Annotated in this window: 19 protein-coding genes and 1 tRNA gene; 11 read left to right on the top strand and 9 right to left on the bottom strand. The window is 39.3% G+C overall.

The genetic code is table 11. From position 1 onward, the window contains the following. Positions 1 to 3 precede the first annotated feature (3 nt). Complete coding sequence (locus CH354_RS10285) at positions 4 to 1101, bottom strand: pyridoxal phosphate-dependent aminotransferase (protein WP_207762680.1); 1098 nt, start codon at positions 1099 to 1101, stop codon at positions 4 to 6. 81 nt (positions 1102 to 1182) lie between these two features. Here CH354_RS10285 and CH354_RS10280 point away from each other — a divergent pair, with 81 nt between their 5' ends. Genes CH354_RS10280 through CH354_RS10260 form a run of 5 tightly spaced genes read left to right on the top strand, consistent with a single transcriptional unit; the run spans position 1183 to position 7279 of the window. After that, positions 1183 to 4200, top strand: coding sequence for an AAA family ATPase (locus tag CH354_RS10280; protein WP_100726585.1), 3018 nt, complete (start codon positions 1183 to 1185; stop codon positions 4198 to 4200). Positions 4201 to 4205: 5 nt separating this feature from the next. Further along, the gene (gene smpB / locus CH354_RS10275) at positions 4206 to 4694 is read left to right on the top strand and encodes an SsrA-binding protein SmpB (protein ID WP_002974168.1); all 489 of its coding nucleotides are present in this window, start codon (positions 4206 to 4208) and stop codon (positions 4692 to 4694) included. Then, entirely contained in the window at positions 4691 to 6043 is a 1353-nt protein-coding gene (gene der, locus CH354_RS10270; RefSeq protein WP_100726586.1) for a ribosome biogenesis GTPase Der, read from the top strand. The genes smpB and der overlap by 4 nt, the downstream gene beginning before the upstream one ends. Next, complete coding sequence (gene plsY, locus CH354_RS10265) at positions 6040 to 6660, top strand: glycerol-3-phosphate 1-O-acyltransferase PlsY (protein WP_100726587.1); 621 nt, start codon at positions 6040 to 6042, stop codon at positions 6658 to 6660. The genes der and plsY overlap by 4 nt, the downstream gene beginning before the upstream one ends. Next, positions 6650 to 7279, top strand: a complete 630-nt coding sequence (locus tag CH354_RS10260; protein WP_100716709.1) for a hypothetical protein — start codon at positions 6650 to 6652, stop codon at positions 7277 to 7279. Before plsY ends, CH354_RS10260 begins: the two co-directional genes overlap by 11 nt. Here CH354_RS10260 and CH354_RS10255 read toward each other — a convergent pair. Next, a complete protein-coding gene (locus CH354_RS10255) occupies positions 7243 to 9186 on the bottom strand; it encodes a motility associated factor glycosyltransferase family protein (RefSeq protein WP_100766448.1) in 1944 nt (647 codons plus the stop codon). The two genes, CH354_RS10260 and CH354_RS10255, sit on opposite strands and share 37 nt — an antisense overlap. Before the next feature lie 78 nt (positions 9187 to 9264). On the opposite strand from CH354_RS10255, the gene CH354_RS10250 reads away from it, so the two are divergent. Further along, positions 9265 to 12048 carry a chromosome segregation SMC family protein gene (locus CH354_RS10250; protein WP_100726589.1) on the top strand — a complete coding sequence of 928 codons (2784 nt, stop codon included), beginning with the start codon at positions 9265 to 9267 and terminating at the stop codon, positions 12046 to 12048. Between the two features lie 165 nt (positions 12049 to 12213). Here the strand turns inward: CH354_RS10250 and CH354_RS10245 are convergent, their stop codons facing one another. From CH354_RS10245 to glnA, 3 genes are all read right to left on the bottom strand, one after another. Continuing rightward, positions 12214 to 12504 carry a Cys-rich protein gene (locus tag CH354_RS10245; protein ID WP_100726590.1) on the bottom strand — a complete coding sequence of 97 codons (291 nt, stop codon included), beginning with the start codon at positions 12502 to 12504 and terminating at the stop codon, positions 12214 to 12216. A gap of 19 nt (positions 12505 to 12523) precedes the next feature. Beyond that, positions 12524 to 12600: transfer RNA gene (locus tag CH354_RS10240), tRNA-Met, on the bottom strand. A 113-nt stretch (positions 12601 to 12713) separates the two neighbouring features. Continuing rightward, positions 12714 to 14174, bottom strand: coding sequence for a type I glutamate--ammonia ligase (gene glnA, locus CH354_RS10235; protein WP_100716713.1), 1461 nt, complete (start codon positions 14172 to 14174; stop codon positions 12714 to 12716). A gap of 361 nt (positions 14175 to 14535) precedes the next feature. On the opposite strand from glnA, the gene CH354_RS10230 reads away from it, so the two are divergent. Beyond that, positions 14536 to 16272 (top strand): GAF domain-containing SpoIIE family protein phosphatase, encoded by a 1737-nt coding sequence (locus CH354_RS10230; RefSeq protein ID WP_100726591.1) that lies wholly within the window; start codon positions 14536 to 14538, stop codon positions 16270 to 16272. Here CH354_RS10230 and CH354_RS10225 read toward each other — a convergent pair. The 3 genes from CH354_RS10225 to CH354_RS10215 are packed head-to-tail and all read right to left on the bottom strand — an operon-like array spanning position 16269 to position 18593. Then, positions 16269 to 17000, bottom strand: a complete 732-nt coding sequence (locus tag CH354_RS10225; protein WP_100726592.1) for a hypothetical protein — start codon at positions 16998 to 17000, stop codon at positions 16269 to 16271. The genes CH354_RS10230 and CH354_RS10225 overlap by 4 nt on opposite strands. A 49-nt stretch (positions 17001 to 17049) precedes the next feature. Next, positions 17050 to 17733, bottom strand: a complete 684-nt coding sequence (locus CH354_RS10220; protein WP_100716717.1) for a response regulator transcription factor — start codon at positions 17731 to 17733, stop codon at positions 17050 to 17052. Then, positions 17730 to 18593: a sensor histidine kinase gene (locus tag CH354_RS10215; RefSeq protein ID WP_100726593.1), complete on the bottom strand. Its 864-nt coding sequence runs from the start codon at positions 18591 to 18593 to the stop codon at positions 17730 to 17732. The genes CH354_RS10220 and CH354_RS10215 overlap by 4 nt, the downstream gene beginning before the upstream one ends. 128 nt (positions 18594 to 18721) lie before the next feature. On the opposite strand from CH354_RS10215, the gene CH354_RS10210 reads away from it, so the two are divergent. From CH354_RS10210 to CH354_RS10200, 3 genes are all read left to right on the top strand, one after another. Beyond that, complete coding sequence (locus CH354_RS10210; protein ID WP_100726906.1) at positions 18722 to 19786, top strand: class I fructose-bisphosphate aldolase; 1065 nt, start codon at positions 18722 to 18724, stop codon at positions 19784 to 19786. Positions 19787 to 19795: 9 nt separating this feature from the next. After that, complete coding sequence (locus CH354_RS10205; protein WP_100728804.1) at positions 19796 to 21517, top strand: 4-alpha-glucanotransferase; 1722 nt, start codon at positions 19796 to 19798, stop codon at positions 21515 to 21517. A gap of 82 nt (positions 21518 to 21599) precedes the next feature. Continuing rightward, positions 21600 to 22142, top strand: a complete 543-nt coding sequence (locus CH354_RS10200) for an Mpo1 family 2-hydroxy fatty acid dioxygenase (RefSeq protein ID WP_100716720.1) — start codon at positions 21600 to 21602, stop codon at positions 22140 to 22142. A gap of 1 nt (position 22143) precedes the next feature. Here the strand turns inward: CH354_RS10200 and CH354_RS10195 are convergent, their stop codons facing one another. Next, a complete protein-coding gene (locus CH354_RS10195) occupies positions 22144 to 22920 on the bottom strand; it encodes a helix-turn-helix transcriptional regulator (RefSeq protein ID WP_100726595.1) in 777 nt (258 codons plus the stop codon). 49 nt (positions 22921 to 22969) lie between these two features. Between CH354_RS10195 and CH354_RS10190 the strand changes: the two genes are divergently transcribed. Continuing rightward, positions 22970 to 24724 (top strand): transglutaminase-like domain-containing protein, encoded by a 1755-nt coding sequence (locus CH354_RS10190; protein ID WP_100766447.1) that lies wholly within the window; start codon positions 22970 to 22972, stop codon positions 24722 to 24724. The last annotated feature ends 4 nt before the right edge of the window (positions 24725 to 24728 follow it).

The following is a 24728-nucleotide window of genomic DNA, read 5'->3' as shown; positions in this document are numbered from 1 at the left end:
GACTTATGTTTCTTTCGAAAGTTCTTGTAATGCCTTCATTCCCCGTCTCAGTGTTTCCCATTCGGTGGCAAAGGACAGTCTGACAAAGTTTTTGGATTCACAGAAAATAAAACCAGGAACAAGGATTAAGTCTTTTTTGACAGCACGTTTGATGAATTCCTCATCGTCACAAGGCACTTGGAAAAAGGAATAAAAGGCTCCCCCTGATCTTTGGATTGGGTAATGGTCTTTTAAGGATTCGTATACAAAATCACGTTTTTCTTTGTAATCTTGGATGTAAGTTGTCATGTCTGTTTTTAAAGCTTCGATGCCGGCCCACTGTGTGATGGAAGGGGCACACACTACGGTATACTGTTGTAAGGTGGTTAGTGCCTTGATGACTTTGTCTTCGGCAAGGATGGTTGCAAGTCTAAGCCCTGTCATATTATACGTTTTGGAAAAGCCAGTAAGGGTGATGGTTTTTTCATACTCACTTCCAATTGAAAAAAACTTCCCATCATAATCGAAGAGTTCATAAATTTCATCGCTGATGAGGTAGGCTCCCGTGGTTTCCGCTAAATTGGCAAGAGCACGGAGTTGTTCTTTGGATAACACCTTTCCTGTTGGATTGGAAGGATTCGAAAAAATGATGAGTTTGAATTTTCTGTTTTTTAGTGCCTCAACATCGTTTGGTGTGAAGTCTTCCGAAAGAGGGACAACCTTTCCTCCGTAAAATTTAAGCATGGCAGGATACATTAAAAAATAAGGAGAGATCACAAGGCACTCATCTCCCTCGTTGACGAGCGCGTTAAAGATTAAAAAGAGTGCAGAAGAAATTCCAGCAGTCACAAGGATACGATCTTCATGGGCATACTTGATATGGTTTTGGATTCTATATTTTTCGGCCATCGCCGTTTTTAATTCAGGAATTCCTGCTGTGAGGGTGTAAGAAGTTTTTCCTTCAATGGCAGCTTTGTTCATCGCTTCGATGATGTTAGGTGGACAAGGAAAATGAGGCTGACCGATACTCAAATTGATCGGGTTTTGGATGCTCCTTGCAAGTTCGAAAGCTTTACGGATGGGGGAGGAGTCGATCCCATTCATTCTATTGGCAAATTCCATGGAATCATCATGGTTTTTTGGGGAGGTACGGGTCAATAGAATTTGGTTTACACCCTGGAATTGAGTAGAAATCTGAAGGATATGGAATTTGTAACCATCGCCGATGTGAAAGTGCCGGTTCTCCCGCACTCCGAAAAATTTCCCGTTTTCCCTTCTAGCCTTGTTGAAACTGACTCGGTGAAACAAACCTTACAAAAAATCCTCTACCCCATGCTCGAAGGAATGCCTGTCCTCCTTGTAGGAGATGCTGGGGTTGGAAAAAACGCTTTAATCTATTACATCAATTCCCTCCGGAAACAACCGACCCTTCGGTTCAGTTTTAACGAGGACACACTCCCAGAAGATTTGATTGGATCGTATCGAATCCTTCTCGATGGAAAAGGTTTCACTTGGTCGAATGGCCCACTCACAAATGCCCTCTCTGAGGGTTTAAGTTTTGTGGCTGATGAGATGAATCTTTGTGCACCAAACATCATCAAACGATTTTCCTCGGTCTATGAATCCAATTACCTCGACTTACTCGAAGGGAGTGGAGAACGAGTCAAAGGCAAAACTGGATTTTGGTTTATTGGAACCCAAAACCCAAGTGAAGGATTTGAAGGTCGTAAACCCTTGCCTTTTGATATCACCAAACATTTTGCAGTCGTGTATGTAGATCCATATACCCCGGATGAGATGTTCTATATCTTAAAAAAACTTTATCCCATGTTATCGGAAGAGGTTTTGAAACAAATCATTCGTATCAGTATCGAATCAGAAAAACGAATCAAATCAGGTGAAATCGGAAAAGGGGATTTAGAAAAATACCATTTTAATTTACGAACTCTCCAAAAGTATTGTAACCGTTTGGTGTTATTTGGCACCAAAGACAAAACGGTTTCCGTTCGCGAAGCATTGTATCTCTTTGAAGAACCATTTCGTAAAAAAGAAGATCGTGAAAAACAAAGAGAACTTATCGAGTCAGAGTTTGGTGGTTCTGTAAAACTAGTGCCAACCAAAGGTTATGTGCAAAGCTCAACCATATTCTGGAATGACAAAGAAATTAAAACTTGGGACGAAACAAAAACCATCTCTCTACTTTCCAAATACCCAACTCCAGAACCAATCCTACATTTCCTAGACCAAGTGTTTACCGCCATCCAAGCAAAAGAAAACATCCTCATCGAATACAGGGAAGACCAGGACCCACAAGAATTTTTACCTTTATTTACAGAACTCACAGGGATTCAACTTGAATCGGTAATGTTATCCAAAGGGATGCATACTTCTGATGTCGTAGGTGCGTTAAAACCAACAGAAGAGGGAAACATCGAAAGTGTCACTTGGGTGGATGGCCCCCTTACGCGTGCTATCCGAAATGGTCACATCATCCTCATCTCAGGTTTGGAATCTGCAGGTGCGGAACTTGTTGAAAAAATGAATATGTTAACGGATGATGCAAGGTCACTCACTCTTCCACCAGAGTCTGGAGAATACCTTCCCGTCAAACTGACAGAAACCTCTGTGGTATTTGGGATGAAGTCCTTTCGTGCTTCCAAGTCTGTGACAACGATTTCTCGTGCTTTCCGTAACCGTTTTACACCCATTTTATTTCCTGAGTTGGAAGATGTAAAAGTCCTGGAAGAAATTTTGGAATTCTTTTTACCGGAAGGTGTGTTACCAAGGTCTCTTGCTCGTTTTCACCTCAAGGCAAAAGAACTTTCTGAAAAACGCACCATTGGTTCGGCGAACCTCATGCCTTACCGATTTGGAATCGCAAACCTTCTCAAATGGAAAAACCATATTTACCGTTACAACCAAACGGATGTTAAAGACATTGCGATTCGGGGTGGAAAAATTTATTACACGAACCAAATTGCCGATCCGAAGGAACGAAAAGAGTTAGAACGCCTGTTAGAGGGCTTTCTTTCTGGTGTGGAATTGGTTTCAACACTCTTCGAGGAAATCGAAGAGAAAAAAAAAACATTTACCGTTGAATCAGGGCTAAATCGAAAGAATTGGTGGGATCCTGAACTTCACAAACGGGATCCCCTAACAGGTGTTGCTAAAAAATTAAACTCTGGCGAAGAAACGAGACGCGGAATTGAAATCAATACACCCGAAACGGGTGGTGGAACGAAAGAAGGACCTGATGCTTGGTATGGTCAGGACACACAAGGGAACCAAGGCCAGGGCGAACCACAAGGTGGTGGTGGTGCTTGGGGGTATCGTACCGAGGAACTCTACAAACAATTCCTAAAAAAACGACGTCTTCTATGGGATTATTCCATTATGGTGGGTCTCGAAGAATTTAAGTCAGTGTTTGGAAAAGAACTGGAAGAAGTGGAACTCAACTTAGAACAACTCTTTGATCCAGAAATTGACATCCACCGCATGTACAAAAACGAAGGCTCACGTGTGGATGCAAGGAAGTACATCTCTTACAAAAGTGGAAGGGGTGATACCAAAATTTTTGATAAAACCACCATTGAAAAAAATGATGAAAAACTGAAAGGAGTAGAGGTTACCTTCCTCGTTTCCAAATGCCGAAGGATCTTTAACTTTGAGTATTCGATTGCGATGTTATCGGCCCTTCTTGTGAGTTTGCATATCCTAAACGAACATGATATCAAAACAAGTGTTCATACATTTTGTGATATCAAAAACTCAAAAGACACTGTTGATATTTTTAATCTCAAATCAGCAGAAGAAGATTACACTCCTGAGAAGGAAGAGGAAGTATTCAGTGCTCTTTGCAAAAATTGGCAAGGAGATAGCATTCCTGAATTCCAAGTCCTTTCCAATTGTGAACGTTACTTTTCGCCAGATGCCCAAACCAAAATTATTGTGATCCTTTCTGACTTCCGAGGACAACGTGCCAAGACCTACATAGAGGATGAACTTGCTTCTTTTGACACGAGAAAAATGAAAGAAGCTGTACTGAAAAACGAAGAGAAAAATTATGTATTTTTAGGGGTAGGACTTGGTTCTCGTTACATTGCAGAACATGTGTTCCACGACTCACTTCAGATCACGGCTGACAATTTTTATTCGATGCCAAATCTCATTGGGGCAGAAATAGCAAGGCTTGTACAAATCCACCATTCTTTAAGACAATAATCTATATGGGCAAAACCAAAAAAGACGATAAACCACGCGGAACCGATCCTTTAATCAACAAAAAGGCAAAGTTCAATTTCGAACTATTAGATTCGTTCGAAGCAGGTGTTGTACTCACGGGTTCTGAGGTAAAATCTCTTAGGGAAAAAAAAGGAAACCTTACCGATTGTTTTGCGAAGGTAAGGAACGGGGAAGTGTTTTTAGAAAACTTTCAAATCCCTCCTTACAAAAACGGGGGTTATGCGAATCACCCAGAAATTCGCCCTAGAAAACTCCTCCTCAAAGCAAAAGAAATTGAGAAGATAGATCGTTCCATCAAAGAGAAGGGGCTTGTGTTAGTTGCCACACGTTGTTTCTTTAAGAACAATCGTTTGGTTAAGATTGACGTCGCTTTAGCCAAACCAAAAAAATTATACGACAAACGTGACGATATCCAAAAGAAGGAAGCCAAAATCGATATGGAAAGAGCCATGAAGGAACATTTACGCAAATGAAGGGACTTCCCGTCGTTACCATTGTTGGTAGACAAAATGTGGGAAAATCCACATTATTTAATGCCATTCTCCGAGCACAAAGTGCCATCACAGAAAACACAGCGGGTGTAACCAGGGATGTTTTACAAAAGACTGTCGAACGTTCTGAGTTTAAAATTCCTTTTACGTTGTCTGATACACCAGGTCTTGACATTGAAAACATTGATGAAATCTCAAAAGAAATCATTGAGATTGCCTTTGAACACTTACGTAATTCTGATCTCATCCTACATGTGATCGATCACAAAGACTTACGGAAGTATGATCATAAACTCATTGATCTTTTCAAAAAAGATGAAATTCTTAAAAGTAAAAATGTACTAACACTTATCAACAAAGTGGATACAGAACAAGACGAATATGATCTGGAACCATTTTACAAACTGGGGTTAAACGAACTACTTCCGATCTCTGCCCTGGGTCGCAGGAATTTTGATTTACTCTACCAAAAGATTAATTTTTTCCTTCCAGATAAAATCAAAACCCAAGAGGATCCGTATTGCAAAATTGCCATCATCGGAAAACCAAACTCTGGTAAGTCGTCACTACTCAATACCTTCCTTGGTTATAAACGTGCAGTGGTGAGTGATGTCCCTGGCACAACAAGGGATTCTGTTTCCGATCAGTTTTACTTCCAAAACCATAAATTGGAAATCATCGATACGGCGGGGATCAGAAGGAAATCCAAAACAAGCGAAAGTTTGGAATTTTATTCTTACAAACGAACCTTACATAGTTTAGGGGAAGCTGACGTGGTTGTCCTCCTTGTCGATGCCATGAAAGGCCTTGGAGAATTTGACAAAAAGATCTTTGGGGAAATCCAAGAACTCGGTAAACCGATGATTGTCGCAGTGAACAAATGGGACTTGGTTCCTGAAAAAGAATCCAATTCCTGGAAACACTACAAAGACAGAATGGAAGGAAAACTTTCGATTCTAAAAGAACGCCCACTTCTTTCTCTTTCAGCAAAAGAAAAACTCCGTACCCACAAACTCTTAGAGGAAGTGGTTTCCCTCTTTGAAAAGTCCCAAAAAAAGCTCACAACCCGCCAATTAAATGACTGGTTAAGCAAGTGGGGGGGAAAAAATAAGGTACAGAAGGCATCAAACCGACCTCCGAAGGTGTATTACGCCACCCAGGTCTCGCAGATCCCTTTTAAAATATTGTTCTTCGTGAACGACACAAAACTCTTTCCCTCAAATATTTTGAGTTTCTACCGAAAGAGTATTGTAAAGGAATTTGGACTCGACGGCCTTGCGGTTGAGATCGAACTCCGGAACCGAAACGAAGGAAAGGAGGGCAGGGAATGATTCTTGCCGCGATCCTATTCAGTTACCTTTTTGGTGGCATTCCGGTGGGGTTTATCCTTGCCAAACAAGTGCGAGGGATTGACATCCGTGAGCACGGGAGTCGTAATATCGGCGCCACAAATGTCGGCCGAGTGATTGGTTGGAAGTATGGATTTTTAGCTCTGCTTCTTGATGCACTAAAAGGTGCCATCCCTGTCATTTCAGCCTCCTACATTGATTCCCCTTACTCCCTCACAACAACCGAAATCCTTCTTGGATCTGTCGCCATCCTTGGCCATACGTTCACACCCTTTCTCCACTTTCGAGGTGGCAAAGGTGTCGCAACAGCCCTTGGTGTGTACATGACCCTTGTCCCCATTGTAACACTCTGTGCTCTTCTGATCTTTTTTATCGTTTATAAAATCTCTGGATTTGTTTCCCTTGGGTCTATCATCGGAACTCTTTCCATGCCCTTTTGGTATTTTGGTTCTTCTAAAGTATTACCTAGTTCCAACTACCAACCAATCATCTTTTTTGTGTTAGTGGCTACTTTTTTTCTCATCACCTATTCCCATCGGGAAAATATCAAACGTCTCATTTCAGGTAAGGAACTGAGAGCTTCCCAATATGCAAAATGAAAGGGAATCTACACTCTCGCAGAAAGAAAAACTCTTTCTCATCACTAAGTTTGTAGAAGACCACCCAGAGGCGGAAATCCAAGACTTCTACAAATGGTTGTATTATGGTGAGTTTGGAATGGAAGAATCCACACTCATCATGACAGGAAAACTTTCGATCCCTGAACTTCACTTAGTCCTTAATGAAATTAAAAAAGAAGAAGAACAAAATGTAGAATCAGAACTTGTTTGGGAACCCGTTGGTCTTGCCGCTAGGTATGTAAAAGTATACCTCACAAAGTATTACCATATGGATTGCCCCGTCAAACGGATTGTGAATTTACTCGAACGTTCCCCAGCATTCCGCGGGGCAAGGATGAGTTTCAAATTGGATTGGAATTTATTAAAAGAAACAGTGCTTGAACTTCGCCCCGAACTCACTCGCCGTGATTTTATTAATTTTGAAGAGCGTATCAATTTCCACCAATTGCCAGCATTACCACATACGGATGGTTATGCGGAAAAAAATCCTTTTGCTTACCGAGTGGTCTCCCAAAAATTATTTTTTGATTATTTCCCAGAGTTTGAAGACAATGCAGTCTTTCATCCTTTTTCTGGAAACGAATCCATCATCGGATAAAGACTTCGTTTCAAATACCGGATCTCTTTACGGATGGACTGGATGAGGATCTGGTTTTTTCGTTTTAAATCCAAATCTTTATGGCGTAATAAATAAATTTCTGTTTTTCGGATGAGCCTCCGTAAATAGGATTCACTTTGCATCCAAATCCAAATTTCAGAATCTTGGAAGGAGGTATCCGAAGTTTCCATCTCAAAAACATTTAGTTTGGATTCGATAAAGGTTAGGTCAGTTTTGATCTTCTGGAAAAGTCCTTCTCCACTTTTGGGAATGGTGCCTTGTGTGGTGATTGTCTCTCGGTCGTTACGATTTTGTTTGGTTTTTTTGGTATCAAATCCTTTCGTGAGGCCTTTTCCTTCATATCTGCCAGCAAAAACTTTGTCTTTCGCTAGTATTCCCGACCAAATTGGATGGTCTCTCCAAGGGTAATGATGATTGGGAACAGAAGTTAACTTGTCTTTGGCGGCCTTAGGAGAAAGTGATGGAATGCCTACAATCTCTGCACCATCTTCATTCACATTCCAGAGTGACATCTCTTTCACACTAGTCGCTGACTCCTCAAACCAGTGACGGTATAAATCGAGAACATAATCCGTTAACACCTCGTTACCGCTACAAGAGGGAACAAAACGAGTTTCGCGTTTTCTGATGATGACTTCATTGATGCGTTCGAGACTGTTTTTTCGACTGACTAAGGTTAACCATTTTTCGTTATGATGGGTACCTGTGGAATGAATTTCACGTCCAGAATACGCAAGGTCCTGACCTAGAAAATAAACACTTCCAAATCCCATAAACCGTAACATGTCAAAGGCGGTGGTTGCCACAGACCCGCCTGATTGGATATCACCTACATCTTGGAATACATGTTCCGCAAGTTCCCCACCTGCTGTCACTTCTCTGACAAGGGATCCTTCCGCATCCACTTGGTATTTTGCAGTCACAGAATGGAAAACAGTTTGGAACATTGGTTCGCGGAGTAGTGTGGGGGAGCTCACAAGGTCGGCAAACAGTGGGATCTCTCTCAGTGACTCACCCATAAAATGAAAAAAGGAATTGGTTTGGGCATCGAGTGTGACAACACCGTCTGCTTTGATTCCTGCTTTGATGAGTACTTTCAATGAAGTATCACAAGATAGAATGAAAACTTTGTCTCTTACTTCCTGTAACCAAGAAAGGTTCTTTCGTAAGCTTGGACCAGCTGACACCAGTACAGCGGTGAGGCCTTTGAATTTATCTCGTAAAAACGAAATTGGAAATTTGATTGGAGGGGAGTTTTCTGCATGAACTAAATTATAAACACTGTTTTTGATCCATAACCGTTCAAACTCAAACTTGGTGAGTAGGTCGCTCATCTTGGCAGAAAAAACAGTTTGTGTTTTGTCTTCTAATTCTTTGTAAATGGGATTTCGATTTGTGTCTGTGGGGTTGCGAATGATCTTCAGTCCACTCACTCGTTCAATGGGAAGGGATTCTAAGTAATTAAAAAATAAAGGATAAAAGAGTTCTCCCGAAAACAAATGCCTTCCTGGCACTTGTAAAATTGGTTTTAAGAAAGTATCCCATAAGATTGGAACAAGAGTTTCCTCTTCTCCCACAAAAATTACAATTTGTCCCGGGTTTAGTTTCTCATTAACGTTCGTTAAAAGGTGTGGGTTCCCGAGTCCAAATAGTATGACTATATCAGTCGCTTTTAAAGAATAGGTTTCGAGTAGCCGTATTGCTTGGGTTAGGGGGGAGAAGGAAGAAGAGAGTGGGTTCCCATCTAATGAGACATAATATTCTCCTTCCTTCTTTGCCGAAGCCAATTCCCACTTGTGATCGGACACAAAGTTTTTGAAATAATTTTGTAAGTAGGGCTTCCGTTCAAAAATTTCACTGGAAATCGGATCGATCATTTGGGACATAATACTATCTAAGGTTTTTTCTTATGTCTCTCAGGGTCTGTCAACTGGGAAACAAGGAAATCAAACGGCAAAACAGATATGCATTTAAAAAGCCTAAACATTGTTGGATTCAAAACTTTTGCAGATGAGACCGAGATCAATTTTGATCCAGGGTTTACCGCAGTCGTCGGACCTAATGGTTCGGGAAAATCAAATATTGTCGATTCCGTAAAATGGGTTTTTGGTGAAAAAAGTGCCAAAGGACTCCGCGGCGAAAAAATGGACGATGTTATTTTTCACGGAACAGAGAGTAGGCGAGCCGCTGGCTTTTCCGAAGTGTCCATCTTATTTGATAATGATGACCGCTTTTTTAATATCGATTACCCTTCCGTCAAAATCACTCGTAGGCTTTACCCTGATGGTGAAAATGAATACTACTTAAATGATATCCGTACCACAAGAAAGGACATCGAAAAAACCTTACTCGATACAGGGATTGGTAAATCCAGTTATAGCATTCTAGAACAAGGTCGAGTGGACCAAATCCTCAATTCCAAACCGGAAGAAAGACGTGCTATCTTTGAAGAAGCTGCTGGTGTGAGTCGTTTTAAATTAGACCGTAAAGAAGCGACTAAAAAATTAGAAGACACAAACCAAAACCTACTTCGTATCCACGACATTATGAGTTCCATGCAAAAGGATTTGGAAGTTAAAGAAAAACAATCCGAAAAAGCAGAACAATACTTCAAACTCAAATCTGATTTAGATGAATCCGATAAAAACTTACGTTACCTCAAACTGAGAGACTTCAAACGTAGGATGAAAAAATCGGATGAGGAACTACAAGAAATCCGGGAAAAAAACAAATCGATTTTATCCCTCATCCAGAATGAAACCAATTTGATTTCCGAAAAGGAAACGATCAAGGAAGCAAAAGAAAGAGAGATTGCAGAGATTGATAAAAAATTATTCGATCATCTTTCTAAAAGCCAAATCCAAAAAGAAAAAATCGCAAAAAACAAAACCTTCATCCAAGAATATGAATTACGCATTGGTGAAATCTTATCTTCCTTAGAATTGGAAAACCAAGCCACAATCAAATTGGAAGTGGAAAAAAAGGCAATTGAACTCGAAAACGAACGCCAAAGGGAAATCCAAGCAACTCTCCAAGAAGAAATTACAGAATTAGAATCCAAACGTGTTTCTTTAGAACTTTCCATCAAAGAAGAAGAAAAAGCAATCGAAGAGAAGGAAATTCGCATTGGGGAAAATGAAAAACGACATATCATCCTTCGCGAAAAACAAAAGACAGTCATCCTCGAACTCATCCAAGAGTTAGAAAACAAAAAAAGAGAATCCAAAGAAGGTGAAGAGATTCGAAACCAAAACAAGTTGGAACTAGTCTCTCTTACCAGTGAATTCCAAATCAAATTACAATCGGCACTCCAAGAGTTAGAAGGTTCTAAACTTACGGAAGCAAAAGAAGTTTTAAAAGAAATTCGTTTGGATCTGTATTCTGAAAAACTCACTGATTTCCTCAAAAAAGAAGATGATTTTAGAAACCTTCTGTTTGATAAAGATGGAATCTTATCCAAAAAAGAATCCATCGACCAAGAGATCGAAGATTTAATATTAGAAAACGAAAACCTAACGCGTGGTATTCGAGATAACCAGAGTAATATCATTCTTTTTAGAAACCAATGGGAAGAAACTAGAACTCAAATTGTAGAGTTAGAGAAAAAACTACTCGAATCGAATTCAAGGTTGGAAAACCAACAAAAGGAAATTTCAGTCCTTGAGGAAAGGATAGGTGAAATCCAATTCCGAATCACCAGTGCCAAAGAACAAGAGTCGGTGATCCGAGAGAAAAAGGAAAGTCTTGAAAAGGAAGTTGAGTTCTTAGAAAAGGAAATTGAAGAAGCTTACCAGGAATTCCTTTCGATGAGTCGTATTTTGGAATCAGAAAAGGAAACCTTACAAACTTTAGTGGAAGAAATTTCTGGGATCAAATCGAATATTTCCAAAAACCAAGAAGTATTCCAAAATTTACTTCCACTTCTTTCTGAAAAAGAGCGAACAAGTTCTGCACTAAAAGTACAAATTGATTCCCTAGTGGAAGAGTTGTACAACGATTATTCCTTAACCGATTCAGAGTTAGAAGCTGAAAGGGGAGGTCTAGAGTTGGAACAAAAAGCAGAAGAAAGACGCCTACGTTCTGCCAAATCAGAAATCCAACTACTTGGTTCCATCAACCCACTTGCCATTGAAGAGTATCGCAATATCAAAGAAATTTTCGAACACAATTTAAAACAAAAACAAGACATTGAAAGTTCGAAAAAAGATATCGAAGAAGTTTTAAAACGGATCAATGAAGAGTCAGAAAAACTCTTCCAATTGACCTTTGAAAGGATCAAGGAAAACTTCCAAGAAACATTCTCCACATTGTTTAATGGGGGACGAGCTACTTTAGAACTTACAGAAAAAGAAGACTCTTTGAATTCTGGGGTTGAAATTATGGCAGAACCTCCGGGCAAACATGTTCAAAACTTACGTTTGTTATCTGGTGGTGAAAAATCACTCACGGCGATTGCACTTCTTTTTGCAATTTACATGGTGAAACCAAGTCCATTCTGCTTTTTAGATGAGATTGATGCAGCACTTGATGAAGCAAACAAACTTCGTTTTTGCCAAATCCTTGACCGTTTCAAAGACAAAACTCAATTCATTGTTGTCTCTCACGCACAATCCACGATCTCAAGGGCCAATGCAATATTTGGAGTCACCAATGAAGAACCAGGGATTTCAAAGATCCTTTCGTTACGACTCGATGAAGCAAAATCCTTTTCGAAACAAATTTCCCAAAAGACAGGAACAGAAAATTAATAGCTAAAAAGTGGACAGAGGTAAATTCCTATCCTATCTCTTTGGGATGGGATACCCTCAAGACTTGTTAAAATGAAACAAAGTCGATAGGTATAAAAAAACCTAGGAGAGTGATCCCCTAGGTTTTTTCTTTTGTTTCGAATCTGACGTAAGACAATGGAAATTCTATTTGTTTGCTTGCATCTCTTTCATGATACAAGTAGAGAAGGCTTTACAACTGTCACCTGCAGTGAGGCAACTAGCAATTTTATTGTAGTATTTAGGTCGGTTACAATTGAACTCACAACCTCTGCGGAGAGTTGATTTTTGTTCTTCAGTTGCATTCGGATTCACTTGGACCGAACAATTGTAAAACTTATCACAAGCTTCTTTACACTTAGGAAAATCTGCTGCTTGGATGGATCCAGTGAATAACACTAGAACCAAAATTGAAAACAAACGGTTTGTTTTTTTCATACCTTGTCCTCTCGATCTTTGGTAGCGAAGACGGGAGTCGAACCCGTGACCTCAGGGTTATGAATCCTGTGCTCTAACCATCTGAGCTACCTCGCCCTATAACCTTAGATCGTTTGGTTGAACTAAATCTTTAGTTCTTTTGTCATTTTTTGAATGGATAGGGAATGGTAAACAAAAAAAAGCCCCGACGGTTGCCGGGGCTTTTTCTCTTAGCAAGAGTAAGTAGTGAGGAATTCGTACGGGTGAGGGCGACCTTCCCATGGCCAAATTTCTGTCTCAAACTTATAATGTTGGTAGGTTTGTAAGAAGTTTTCAGTGAAAACATCTCCTTGTTTGAAGATTTCTCTTTGAGCAAGCATCTCTTCCATTGCTTCACGAAGTGTGTGAGGCATTTGGCGGATTCCTTTTTCACGGATCTCATCCAATGAAAGTTCAAAAAGATCTTCTTCACGAGCAGGACCTGGATCAATCTTTTCAGCAACTCCAGCCATACCAGCCATAAGAAGAGAAGCAAACGCCAAATATGGGTTAGCTGTAGAATCTGGGAATCGGAATTCCACACGTTTTGCTTTTTCGCCACTCACAAAAGGAATACGGCAAGAAGCAGAACGGTTTTGTGCAGAGTAAGCTAAGATCGATGGTGCTTCAAAACCAGGGATGAGTCGTTTGTAAGAGTTAGTAGATGCATTTGTGAATGCAGCACACGCTCTTGCATATTTCAGAACTCCACCAACGTAGTTGAATGCGAAGTCAGAAAGACCTTGGTATTTGTCTCCGGCAAAAAGGTTTTTTCCACCTTTCCAAAGAGAGATATGAACGTGCATACCGTTACCGTTATCACCAAAAAGTGGTTTTGGCATGAAGGTAGCAGTTTTTCCGTGTTTATGAGCAACCATCTTAACGATGTATTTTAGTTTTTGAACATTGTCAGCAGCTTCAATGAGTGTTCCAAATTTAACACCAATCTCACCTTGTGCTTGGGCAACTTCGTGGTGAACCACAAACGTTTCCATTCCAATGGCCTCTAATGTTTTTACAAATTCTGCTCTTAAGTCAACTTGAGAGTCAATTGGAGCAACTGGGAAGTAACCACCTTTTGTTCCAGGACGGTGTCCAGAGTTAAAGTTAATTTTTCCTGTGTTGTTTGAACCTGGAATTTCAGAGTGAGTGTTCCAGATCCCTTCGTTTGAATCTAACTCATAGTATTGGCAGTTGATTTCATCACGAACTTTCAAACTATCGAATACGAAAAATTCATTTTCTGGTCCAAAGTATGCAGTATCTGCAATTCCAGATTTGTTCATGAATTCTAATGCTTTTTTCGCGATGGATCTTGGGCATTTTTCATAGTATTGGTTTTTATAGATGTCCCAAACATCACAGAACATAACAAGTGTTTTGTCAGCTGTGAACGGATCTAAAAATGCCGTAGAAATTTCTGGATGTAATTGCATATCGGAAGCATTGATTGGCTGCCAACGAGCAATCGAAGATCCATCAAAAGGAATTCCTTTGAATGTATCTTCATTTACGGAATTCACATAATACGAAACGTGGTGCCACATTCCTTTGATATCCGTAAATCGGAAGTCATAGAAAAGGACTCCATTTTTTTTGGCATACTCAACCACTTCCTTTCCGGAAGTAAATTTTGGGGTTGCGAACTGCATTTGATTCTCCTTCGTTCAGAGGTCGGTCTGATTGTTGTAATCTGTTACCACTTTAAATGCAAGATTTATACCAAGGCATTTCGACCGAAATATAAGGGTTTCGTGGAGTTTCTAAGCAGATTGTTTTGAAATTGGTGCTTAGGCACGAAACAGATTGCGTATTTAAAATGATAAATGCTTAAAATATGTGCATAATACACGGTATCTAAGCCTCCGCCATTCCAATGTATTTTAGGAAAAGGGCATTCCTTGGTCAACGGAATCAGGATTTTTTTTCTTCAAAATTGAAATTTTTTCGAAAACCCTTCAATGTATGTTTTTTTTGTGGCAATCAAAGGATCAAAAGAAACTGTAGAGGACGATGAGCTCTCGCAAACCAGATTTTGGTCGTTTCCAACACTTGGAGAGTTTTATCCACCTTTCGAAAGACGCCATTTGGTGTTATGAACTAGACATCCCAATGCCCATTTCTTTGCCTTTGGAAGAACAGATGGAATACATTTGGAACCATTCTGTGGTGCGGGAATGTAACCTCGCCATGGTGAAGCTGAATGGATTCCGAAGTTTGGAAGAGGTGAATGGTAAATACCTGAAAGAAATTGTTTCTTTAACTAGTATCCATCTCCTCCGTAAGTTCATTGAGAATTCTTACCAATTAGAGGATTACGAATACACAGAAAATACATCCATTTTGCCTCGTGTTTATCTCATCAATTCCCATGGGCAAATTGTCGATGGGCATCTGGTTCGGATTTGGGGCCAACAAATTGAAATTTCCAATATTCGGGAGTCTGAGTCGAAACTTTCGGGTCTTTTGCAGTTTTCCCAAATTGTGACTGAAGTTTCAAAAATGTTTGTTCACACCAAAGCTGAATTTGTTTCCGATGCCATTCAGTTTGCCTTAGAGGAATTGGGAAAGTATTCAAAAGCAGATAGGGTTTTTGTGGCAGAGATCTCTTCTGATAAACAATTTTTATCAGTTAGCCATGAATGGTTAACTGGTGGTGTGCCATCTCTCTTTGAAGTGGGAACAAAACTTCCCATAGCCAAAATGAACCCGGAAAGGTTAGGGGTTCTTGCTGGTGATGGTGTGATTTATATTCCCGATACACGAGCACTGAGTGATGAACCTTGGCATTTACAATTATTTAAATCAGCAGAAGTTCGTTCTATTTTGGTCATTGGATTACGGGATGAAGGGAATTTAATTGGAATCCTTGGTGTGACCACATACCAATCTTTAGGTGATTGGACAAGTGAGACCAAGCAAATGTTAGGTTTGGTTGCAGGATTTGTTTCACAAGGTTTGGTTCGTGCCAAAAACGAAATCAAACTGATGAAAAAGGAAAAAATTCTGCAAAGATTTTATTCTGATGTAAAAGAAGACTTAGCCCTTGCAAAACTTACCCAAGAAGCTTGGGTCGCAAAAGATTTTGGTACGATTCCCAATATAAGAATAGAATCTAGGTTTTTACCTTATGATGAAATTGGGGGAGATTTAATTTTATACGAAAAACCAAAACCGGATTGTATTGATATATTTTTTGGAGACATCTCTGGGCATGGGATTTCCTCTGCTTTGGTTTCAGGTATTGCTGCCGTTTCGTTTAAAAAACATTCATTAGTAGAATCTTCACCTGCTGCCATTTTGGAAGCGATGCACATTGAACTCAAAACGATTATTTTCAAACACCATATCTCTGCCTGTGTGATGCGGATATATCCCTTGGAAAGAAGGATCGAGTTTAGTTTTGCTGGCCATCCACCAGGTGTTTTTTGGAACCAGAAAGACCGTGTGATGAAATTTGTAAAAGATGAAATGTATCCGATATTACTCCTTGATGATTGGAAAGGGAAAAACATTTCAAAAACCTTTGAAAAAGGAGATCGTCTTTTACTTTATTCCGATGGGATTTATGAATTGGAAGAAGAAACAGGCGGTTATATTGGACTTGATGTTTTTTTACAAGAACTCTCTGAGATGATTTCTGTTTCAGAAGATACTGATAGCCTCATCAAAAAGATGATTGCCAATTGCCTGGTGGAAAAGGAACGAATCATTCATGATGATATAGCAGTTTTGTTTTTGGAATTTTAATTCGTTTGGTCGATGAGGTCGAGAGCTTTGGCATCCGCTTCTGGATACTTCGCCAAATACTCCGATACAATTTTCTTTTTGCCATCTAGTCGGTTTAAATGTGTATCAATGATATGACCAAAATCTAATTTTCCAGTCACAATTTCATATCGTTCGGTTTCGATAGTTCCTAAATCCAAATCCACAGGCACTTCATTGGCTTTGTCTGCATATTCTTTTGCTTTTTCCCAATAGGGAATTGCTTCTTTGTAAAAACTCTCTGCCACTGTGAAACTTTCTTTTAGTTCATGAGCAAAGTCGAGGTTGTAAAAGTATACATGGCGTTTGTCAAATTTGGAACCAAGTCGCATATAAGATCGCATGATTTGGATATTGATATGCATAAACATCAAATTTCGATATTTATAGTATTCTTGTTCCGTTTTAGTTTCGCATAATGCGTGTTTTGGATGTCGGAATCGTTTGCCTAGTGCTATTTTTAACCAATAGATATTTTTACGCAGTTCATTATCATTATAATGTTGTTTCAGATTGTACAATTCGTAAAAATCTTCTAAGTATTTAGGTTCCCATTTGTGTAATTTATAAGGAACCCAGTCTGAAAATTTTGTATAGGGTCCGTTTTTTTGGTATTCATAATTGTAATCAATGTCTGTTTCCCAGGCACCTAAAGAAAGCGAAAACAAGGAGATACAAAAAATCCAAATGCTAAAAAATCCTCGTTTCATCAGGATCAAATATCGGAGGATCGTCCAGTTTCCATAAGGAAGAACTGGTTTATTTCAGAGGTTGGACTTCTGCAATCCACTGGTAACCAACCCCTCGGACATTGCGAATGGAATCTTCCCCTAAGGCATCCCGCAACCGAACAATGGCATTATCAATGGTCCTTTCCGTGGGAAAACTGTCTTCTCCCACAATGACATCAAGGATTTCAGAGCGACTGAATACTTTTGCGGGATCACTCAGAAGTAAAGCCAAGAGGGAACAATCACGTTTGGAAAGTAGGATACTGGAACCATCCCTGTTTTTCACTAAAAAGGAATCCAAATGGATTTCTTTCGAATCCATTTGCCATTTTTGACCAAAATGGGGACGAGTGAGGGAAACAACCCTTTCTAAACGGATGAGAAATTCTTTGAGATGGAAAGGTTTGGGGATAAATTCGGCTGCTCCGAGTTCAAACCCACGGAGTCGTTCCTGAGCTCCTGCTTGGGCTGTTAAAAATAAAAAAGGAAGATCCTTTTCTAGAGAAACCATCGTCTCTGCGAGTTCAAATCCATTTCCATCTGGCAGGCGTAAGTCGAGGACAACTAAATCATACAAATTTGGTGCAAAAAGAGTTTCTGCCTCCGAGACGGTTTTTGCCCATTTTACTCGGTAGTTATCTTGTTCTAATCTTTCTTTTAATGTTTCTCCGAGTCCTTCATCATCCTCCACAAGTAAAATCCTTGGTTTCATATGACCTCTCTCACACAAAGTTTGACTTGGAAACCGTACGGACTGTCCGGGAATTCGATTTTACCTTTCATCTTTTCAATTAATTTTTTAACGATATAAAGTCCAATCCCACTCCCGCTCGTATTCGAATGGCGGAGAAACGGTTGGGTGAGGTATTTTTTATTCCCCATAAAACCAGATCCATTGTCTACTAACAGAAAACAAATTCGATCTTTTTCTTGGTCAATGTGAAGTTTGATTTGGTTTGCTTTTCCATGTCGTTTTGCATTTTCAGTCAGATTTTTTAACATGGCAAAAAATGCTTTTTTATCGAGGTGTACTTTTTTTGAGAGAGGGATGGATACTTCCCAAAGCAAATCTGGTTCATGGTGGGAATAGGAATCTTTGATTTCTTGTAAGGTTAACGTTTCTAAGTAAAGAGCTTCTCCTTGCATGAGACTTGCCAGATAAAAGGCATTTCCCATTTGGGATTCAATCCTTAAGTTTTCTTTCCAGATTTTTCCCAATTTTCTTTTCAGTTCTAAATCTTTTGTATCTTCCAATAGGACTTCAACTTGCAGTTGTAAGCTGGCAATTGGAGTTTTCATTTCATGAGTGACTGTAGAGAAAAAATCAGCAATGAGTTTGGAACGTTTGTGGTCTCTGTAGGATAAAACGGCGAGAGTCACACCACCCAGGGTTAACATCGATAAGAAAAATGACCCTTCTAGTTGTAACATCCGATTCACTCGGTTCAGTTCAAACTGTCTTTCTGTGCTAACAGAAATTTCAGAAATGGTTTTGGCTTGGCGAAACCCTAAAATCCACCACCAGACTCCAAGTGACAGAGTGAGGGAGAGCCAGGCCAGGGAAAAAAACATACGAAATTGTGCTGATCCTCTCAATTTTGCCTCTTAAATCAAGATAAGGGTATGGGGAAGGACGACGAGCAAAAAAAGATGTTGTCACCTTGGCCCAACCCGAGAATTTATTTTTAAGGAGAACAACTTTGAACTTCGACGAAATCTCGAAACATCTTGGAAACGACGCGGAATCCCTCCTTGGATTCAAATCACCAAAAATCGCAAAAGAACTCATTCACGTACCTGGTAGCGACTGGGTAGACAGAATTTTTGCACCTTCAGACAGGTCCATCCCTGTTCTCAGAAGCATTCAAACTTTACTCGGTCATGGCCGACTTGGTGGAACTGGATATGTATCCATTCTTCCGGTAGACCAAGGGATTGAACACTCCGCTGGTGCCTCGTTTGCCAAAAACCCAATTTACTTCGATGGCGAAAATATCATCAAACTCGCAATAGAAGGTGGTTGTAATGGTGTGGCTACAACTTTAGGTGTGTTAGGTTCTGTGGCTCGTAAGTATGCTCACAAAATCCCTTTTATTTTAAAGATCAACCACAACGAACTTCTCACTTACCCAAACAAAAGTGAACAAATTTTGTTTGCGACTGTAAAACAAGCCTATGACCAAGGATGTGTTGCCATCGGCGCCACAATCTATTTTGGATCTGCTGATGCTGGTCGTGAAATCGTTGAAATTTCAAAAGTGTTCCAAATGGCACACGAACTTGGAATGGCTACGATCCTTTGGTGTTATATCAGAAACAATGCGTTCAAAAAAGACAAAGATTACCATGTTTCTGCTGACTTAACAGGGCAAGCAAACCATTTAGGAGTCACCATCCAAGCGGATATCATCAAACAAAAGTTACCTGAAAACAATGGTGGTTACAATGTACTCAACCAAGAGTCTTCTTACGGTAAAACTGATAAACGTATTTACTCTGATTTGACTTCTGAGCATCCAATTGACCTCACTCGTTACCAAGTAGCAAATTGTTACATGGGAAGAGCAGGGCTAATTAACTCAGGTGGGGCATCTGGAGAAAATGACTTACAAGAAGCATTAAAAACTGCGGTCATCAATAAACGTGCTGGTGGTATGGGACTCATTTCTGGTAGAAAAGCGTTCCAAAAACCGATGAAAGAAGGTGTATCACTATTACACGCAATCCAAGACGTTTATCTTTCAAAAGAAATCACAGTTGCTTAATGTAAAACATTGGGCTCATTGATTCCAATCAAACAAAGAAGGGCAGGGGTACTTGTATCTCTGTCCTCAATTGTTTCTAGGCATTCATTCGAATGTGGAGACATCTATAGTTTATACCCACTTTGTGACTGGGCAAAGGACATTGGATTTAGTATCATCCAATTATTACCACTCAATGATACTGGTTATGGTTATTCACCTTATAGTGCCATTTCAGCTTTTGCAATTGATCCATTATACATATCTTTATACAAACTTGGTTTGCCTTACAAATCACGTAAAAACCAAATCGTAAACTTACAAAACAATCCTATTAGAGTACGAGATTTAAAAATAAAATACCTAAGAGAATTTTATCTTTCTCATCAAAAAGAGTCTATGAGAGATGCTCTTAACTTTTTAGAAAAACAACCTTGGTGTTATTCATATGTTTCGTTTCGGGTATTGTATGAAACATACGAAGGAAAAAATTGGTGGGAATGGCCAAAAGAATTCCAAGATCCATACAATGCAAAGGACAAAGTGTTCACAGAACAAAGAGAAGAAGCATCGTTCTGGGTATATTTACAGAAAATCGCATTTGATCAGTTAAATGCCGTCAAACTCCATTTAGAGGACAATGGAATTTTTTTAAAAGGTGATATGCCTATCCTTACAGCTCGTAATTCCTGTGATGTTTGGGAACACCCTGAAAACTTTTTGTTGGATTTACAAGCAGGTGCACCCCCAGATCATTTTTCACAAACGGGTCAAACCTGGGGTTTCCCTGTTCTGAATTGGGAAGTGTTACAAAAAAGCCATTATAGTTGGTGGAAAGATCGTCTGTTATATTTAGAAAATTTTTTCCATTTGTACCGCATTGACCATGTGATTGGTATGTACCGCATTTGGGCCATTCCCAAAGAACACAGAACCGCATTAAAGGGATGGTTTCACCCTCAATTTGGAATTGAGACTAGTGAATTTTTAAAAGTTGGCATTGATCCAAATGAAATGGAAAAACGCGGACTCATCCATGAATTCAAACCCAATCATTATATTTTTTATTGGGACTTCTGGAAAGAGGAAGGTTACCAGTCTCTTCCTGAGGAAATGAAAGCTAACTTATTTCCTCTGTCTCAACTTCATATCAATGAAGAAGAGAAACATTGGAAAGAATCAGGGGAGACCATTTTAGAAATTTTTGAGTCCTTTTCCTCCATGGTTCCTTGTGCCGAGGATTTGGGTTCAGTTCCTACTTTCATTCGTGATTCCTTGTTTGAACGCCAAATGATTGGGATTGATGTTGTACGTTGGACAAAATCATTTACAACTGGGGACTACATCGAAGAAGACCACTACCGTGAAAATGCGATATCTGTCTTATCAACACATGACACGAGTTTGGTGATGGAGTGGTGGAATCGAGAAGGAGAATTAGAACCAAAACTTCAGTTTTTCTTTGACCGTTTGGGAAAACCAAGACCCGAATCAGAAGACCAAATTTTGGAAGGTTTACTCGATTTTGTGTTCCAAACCAAAAGTGTATTTAGCATCCAACTCTTTCAGGATCTAGCCTTCGGTGTTTCCGACGTTTTGTTGAATCCGGAAAAACACAGAATCAATTACCCAGGAACCCCAGACCATTCCAATTGGACCTACCGGTTTCCGATTCTCATAGAAGACTACGCGGAAGACTTCAAACGTAATTTTACCTTACGCAAACTCGTTCATTCTTCCGGAAGAAATTAGAATTTTTTTAAATTTTGACAGAATCGTTCAAGTGGATTTTCACTTTGTTTGGTAAAGTGGAACTCTACTTTGGAGGTTCCCTTTGAGATTTGCAAAAGAAATGGCATTTTATTCTGCCTACCATCAAGAAAAACGAAATGTTTGGATTCACGTTTTAGGAGTACCAACGATTACGTTTACTCTCTTTGTTGTACTAAGTCGATTTTCTTTATTTGAATACAATGGTTTTTCCGTAACTGCATCTCTTGTATTTACTTTGGGTGTTTTAGGGTATTATTATACCTTAGATGTATTTTTTGCATTTATCGCAACATTATTGTTTGGTGGATTGTTTGTGACTGCTGAATGGATCACAGTGCAACTCCCATCTCAAACCGCATGGACTATTTTTGGAATTGGTCAAGTGGTAGGTTGGGGATCCCAGTTTTATGGGCATTTTATCTTTGAGAAAAGTAGACCAGCACTTTTCGACAATTTATTCCAAGCACTTGTTTCTGCACCACTCTTTGTCGTGGCAGATGTGTTCTTTGAATTAGGATATCGATCAGAATTAAAAAAAGCAGTGGAAGATGAATTAAAACAAAAAGGAGTTTGGAAAGACTTTAGCGTCCACAAAACCGCATAAATTAAATTTGATCGCAAAAACAAACTTGGTGTAAATGTGACCCTCCGAGGAATAAAGAGGGTTTTACACCAAACATCTTTTTAAAGGTTCGAGACAAATGAGCTTGGTCACTAAAACCCGCTGCATGGGATGCAGTTGTTAGGTTCTCCCCACTTTGCAAAAGCCTTGCTGCTATGTGTAATCTTTGCCAAAGTAAGTACTGTCGCAGTGGGATTCCCATATTTTCTTTAAACAAATGCATAAACCGATCCTTTGAGATTCCTGTTTCATTGGAGAGAAATGCTACATTGATTGTGTTTGGAAGTGTTTCTTTAATTTTTGTAAGGGCTATGTCAATTCTTGGATCCCAAGTTTTCACTGATTTTTGGGAACCAAGTTCAGCTAAAATCTGTTCATAAATTAATTTCGCTTTTGTACAGTTTAAACCGCTGCCAAATAACGGTTCGGATAAGGATTGGATTCTCTGTATCGTCTTTGTTTCTAATTGAGTGTAGGGGTCCTTCATTTCAATTTTTTTGTATTCATCTGATTTTGGATCCAATTGGATCACAACAATTTCAGTATGATTAGCTTCTAAGCGGTGGAAATAATTGGGAGGGATGATGATTCCCTTCGTTTCAATGATTTGATTCTCTTTTGTAGTCAATCGAAATGGCAGTTGTTTGGAAACTAGAATCGAAACTGCATAGTGGGAATGTGGTTCGGTGACAAGGCCTTGTGTGCCAAGGAGAATCCTTTCTCCAAAATAAAAAAGACTTCCTTTTCTTTCCTCATCCATATACTAAAAAAATCTTTCATATGGTTTCAAAAAAGGCAAGGATTATCAAATGAAACATTGGATTTTAGGTTTCCTGATTGTATTCACAAGTGGTTCACTCCTAGCAATGGAACGAGGGGAAGTTCCATTTGAATGGAAACAAATTGGTGCAAAATATGAATATGATCCTAATTTCAGTTTTCCTGATGCAGAGTCTGTCGAATTGTTTGAGTCCTTATTACAGGTAAAATCTCAACTTTATTTCCAAACCAAAAATAAAGACAAAGAATTCCATCTTTACCAATACGATTTACCAACAAAAAAAATAACCCCCATCTCCTGGGATAAGGGAAGGGTTCTTGGTTGGGCTTTGTGTAGTGGCAGTGTTTATGTTCAGACCAAACAAATGTTATATGCTGTATCGTTAGATTCTTTTGTGATCCAAAAAGAATACAATCTAACAAGTAAATCCAATGGGTGGAAGGATTTTGTTTGTGTGAAAGATAAAATGTTTCGTTTGGATAAGGACCAATTAGAAGTTTTGGATGTAAATTCTTTTGAAAAAATTTCGGAGCTTCCGCTTCCCATGAAATCAGTTCAAAGGATCATCAAACACAGTGATTCCGAAATCCTCTTGGTTTCTTCTTTTGCGGGGAATACAATTCAGGTGTTTTCTTTGGAGGAAGGAACAACATCAAAAGAATGGAAATTCCCAACTAACCATAGAGCTCTTTTTAAAATGGTTTCCCTTGGATCTGATCGGTTTTTAATTTTTGATCCAATTACTAAAATTTATGGGGAATGGTTTTTCTTTGATGAACATTTTTTTCCCATTGGGGATGGACTTTTTATGCGTTCCGACGAAAAGGCAGTTAGGTTTTCACCCATCAAATCGAATCTCGAATACCAATTGGATTTAACATCAATGTCAGACATCCCTGAATCCAATTTCCATGTGATCCTTCCCAAAAAAGATACTTATTCCCAGGAGCTAAGAGAAGAATCGTTTTATTCTCCTAGCACATTCAGTTTGGATGATTTTGGTAATCGTACTCTCACTGTGAAAGTCCCTCCGATGAAAGAAGGAGAATCAAAAGTCATTTCTGTGTATCGAGGAAAACTCACTCGTTATAAAATCCATTGGAAACTCGATCCAGGGTTAATTGTCAATCGAGAGGAAAATGAATCCAAACATCCAAACGAACTCCGAGATGATTGGTTTGTCAAACTTGAGGATCCGATTGTTGTCACAAAACGAAAAGAATTGTTCCAAGATAAGACTTCAATCAAAGAACTACTGATGGAGACATCCCAATATGTTTCCTCAATCCCTTATAAATCAGGCAAGTTTGAATCAGCCCCAAATGTGATCCAAAAAAACAATGGAGGTTGTACGGAACATTCCTATGTCACCATGTCATTGTTACGTGGAAAAGGAATTCCTGCTAGATTGGTATGGAATTATTTACCAACTGAAACTTCTGATGAAATGAGTTTTAATCATAAATATGTAGAGGTATGGATAGATGGTTACGGATGGATTCCGATGGAACCTCTTTCTCCTCCAAAATCAAAACCAGGTGTTACCTATGCGAGGCATTTGGTATTTGCTGTATTACCAACTCCTACACATCCAAAAATTTCAGGAGGGGATCGTTTGGTGCAACTCACAAAAGACCAACTTTCGTTGGGAAAAAAAATCAAAATGAAACTCTCCATTTTGAAACAAGGAGAAGGAGAAACCAGTGAGGAATCTCTAGAGATCCAACCGAACCAAATGCGAAATCGTGCAATCCAATCAGGAGAAGAGGTTGTGGTTCCTTAAATAG

This window comes from Leptospira levettii, from assembly GCF_002812085.1.
Classification (GTDB): Bacteria; Spirochaetota; Leptospiria; order Leptospirales; family Leptospiraceae; genus Leptospira_A; species Leptospira_A levettii.
Note: the sequence above shows the minus strand (reverse complement) of the source record. Positions and strands in the feature narration are given on the sequence as shown.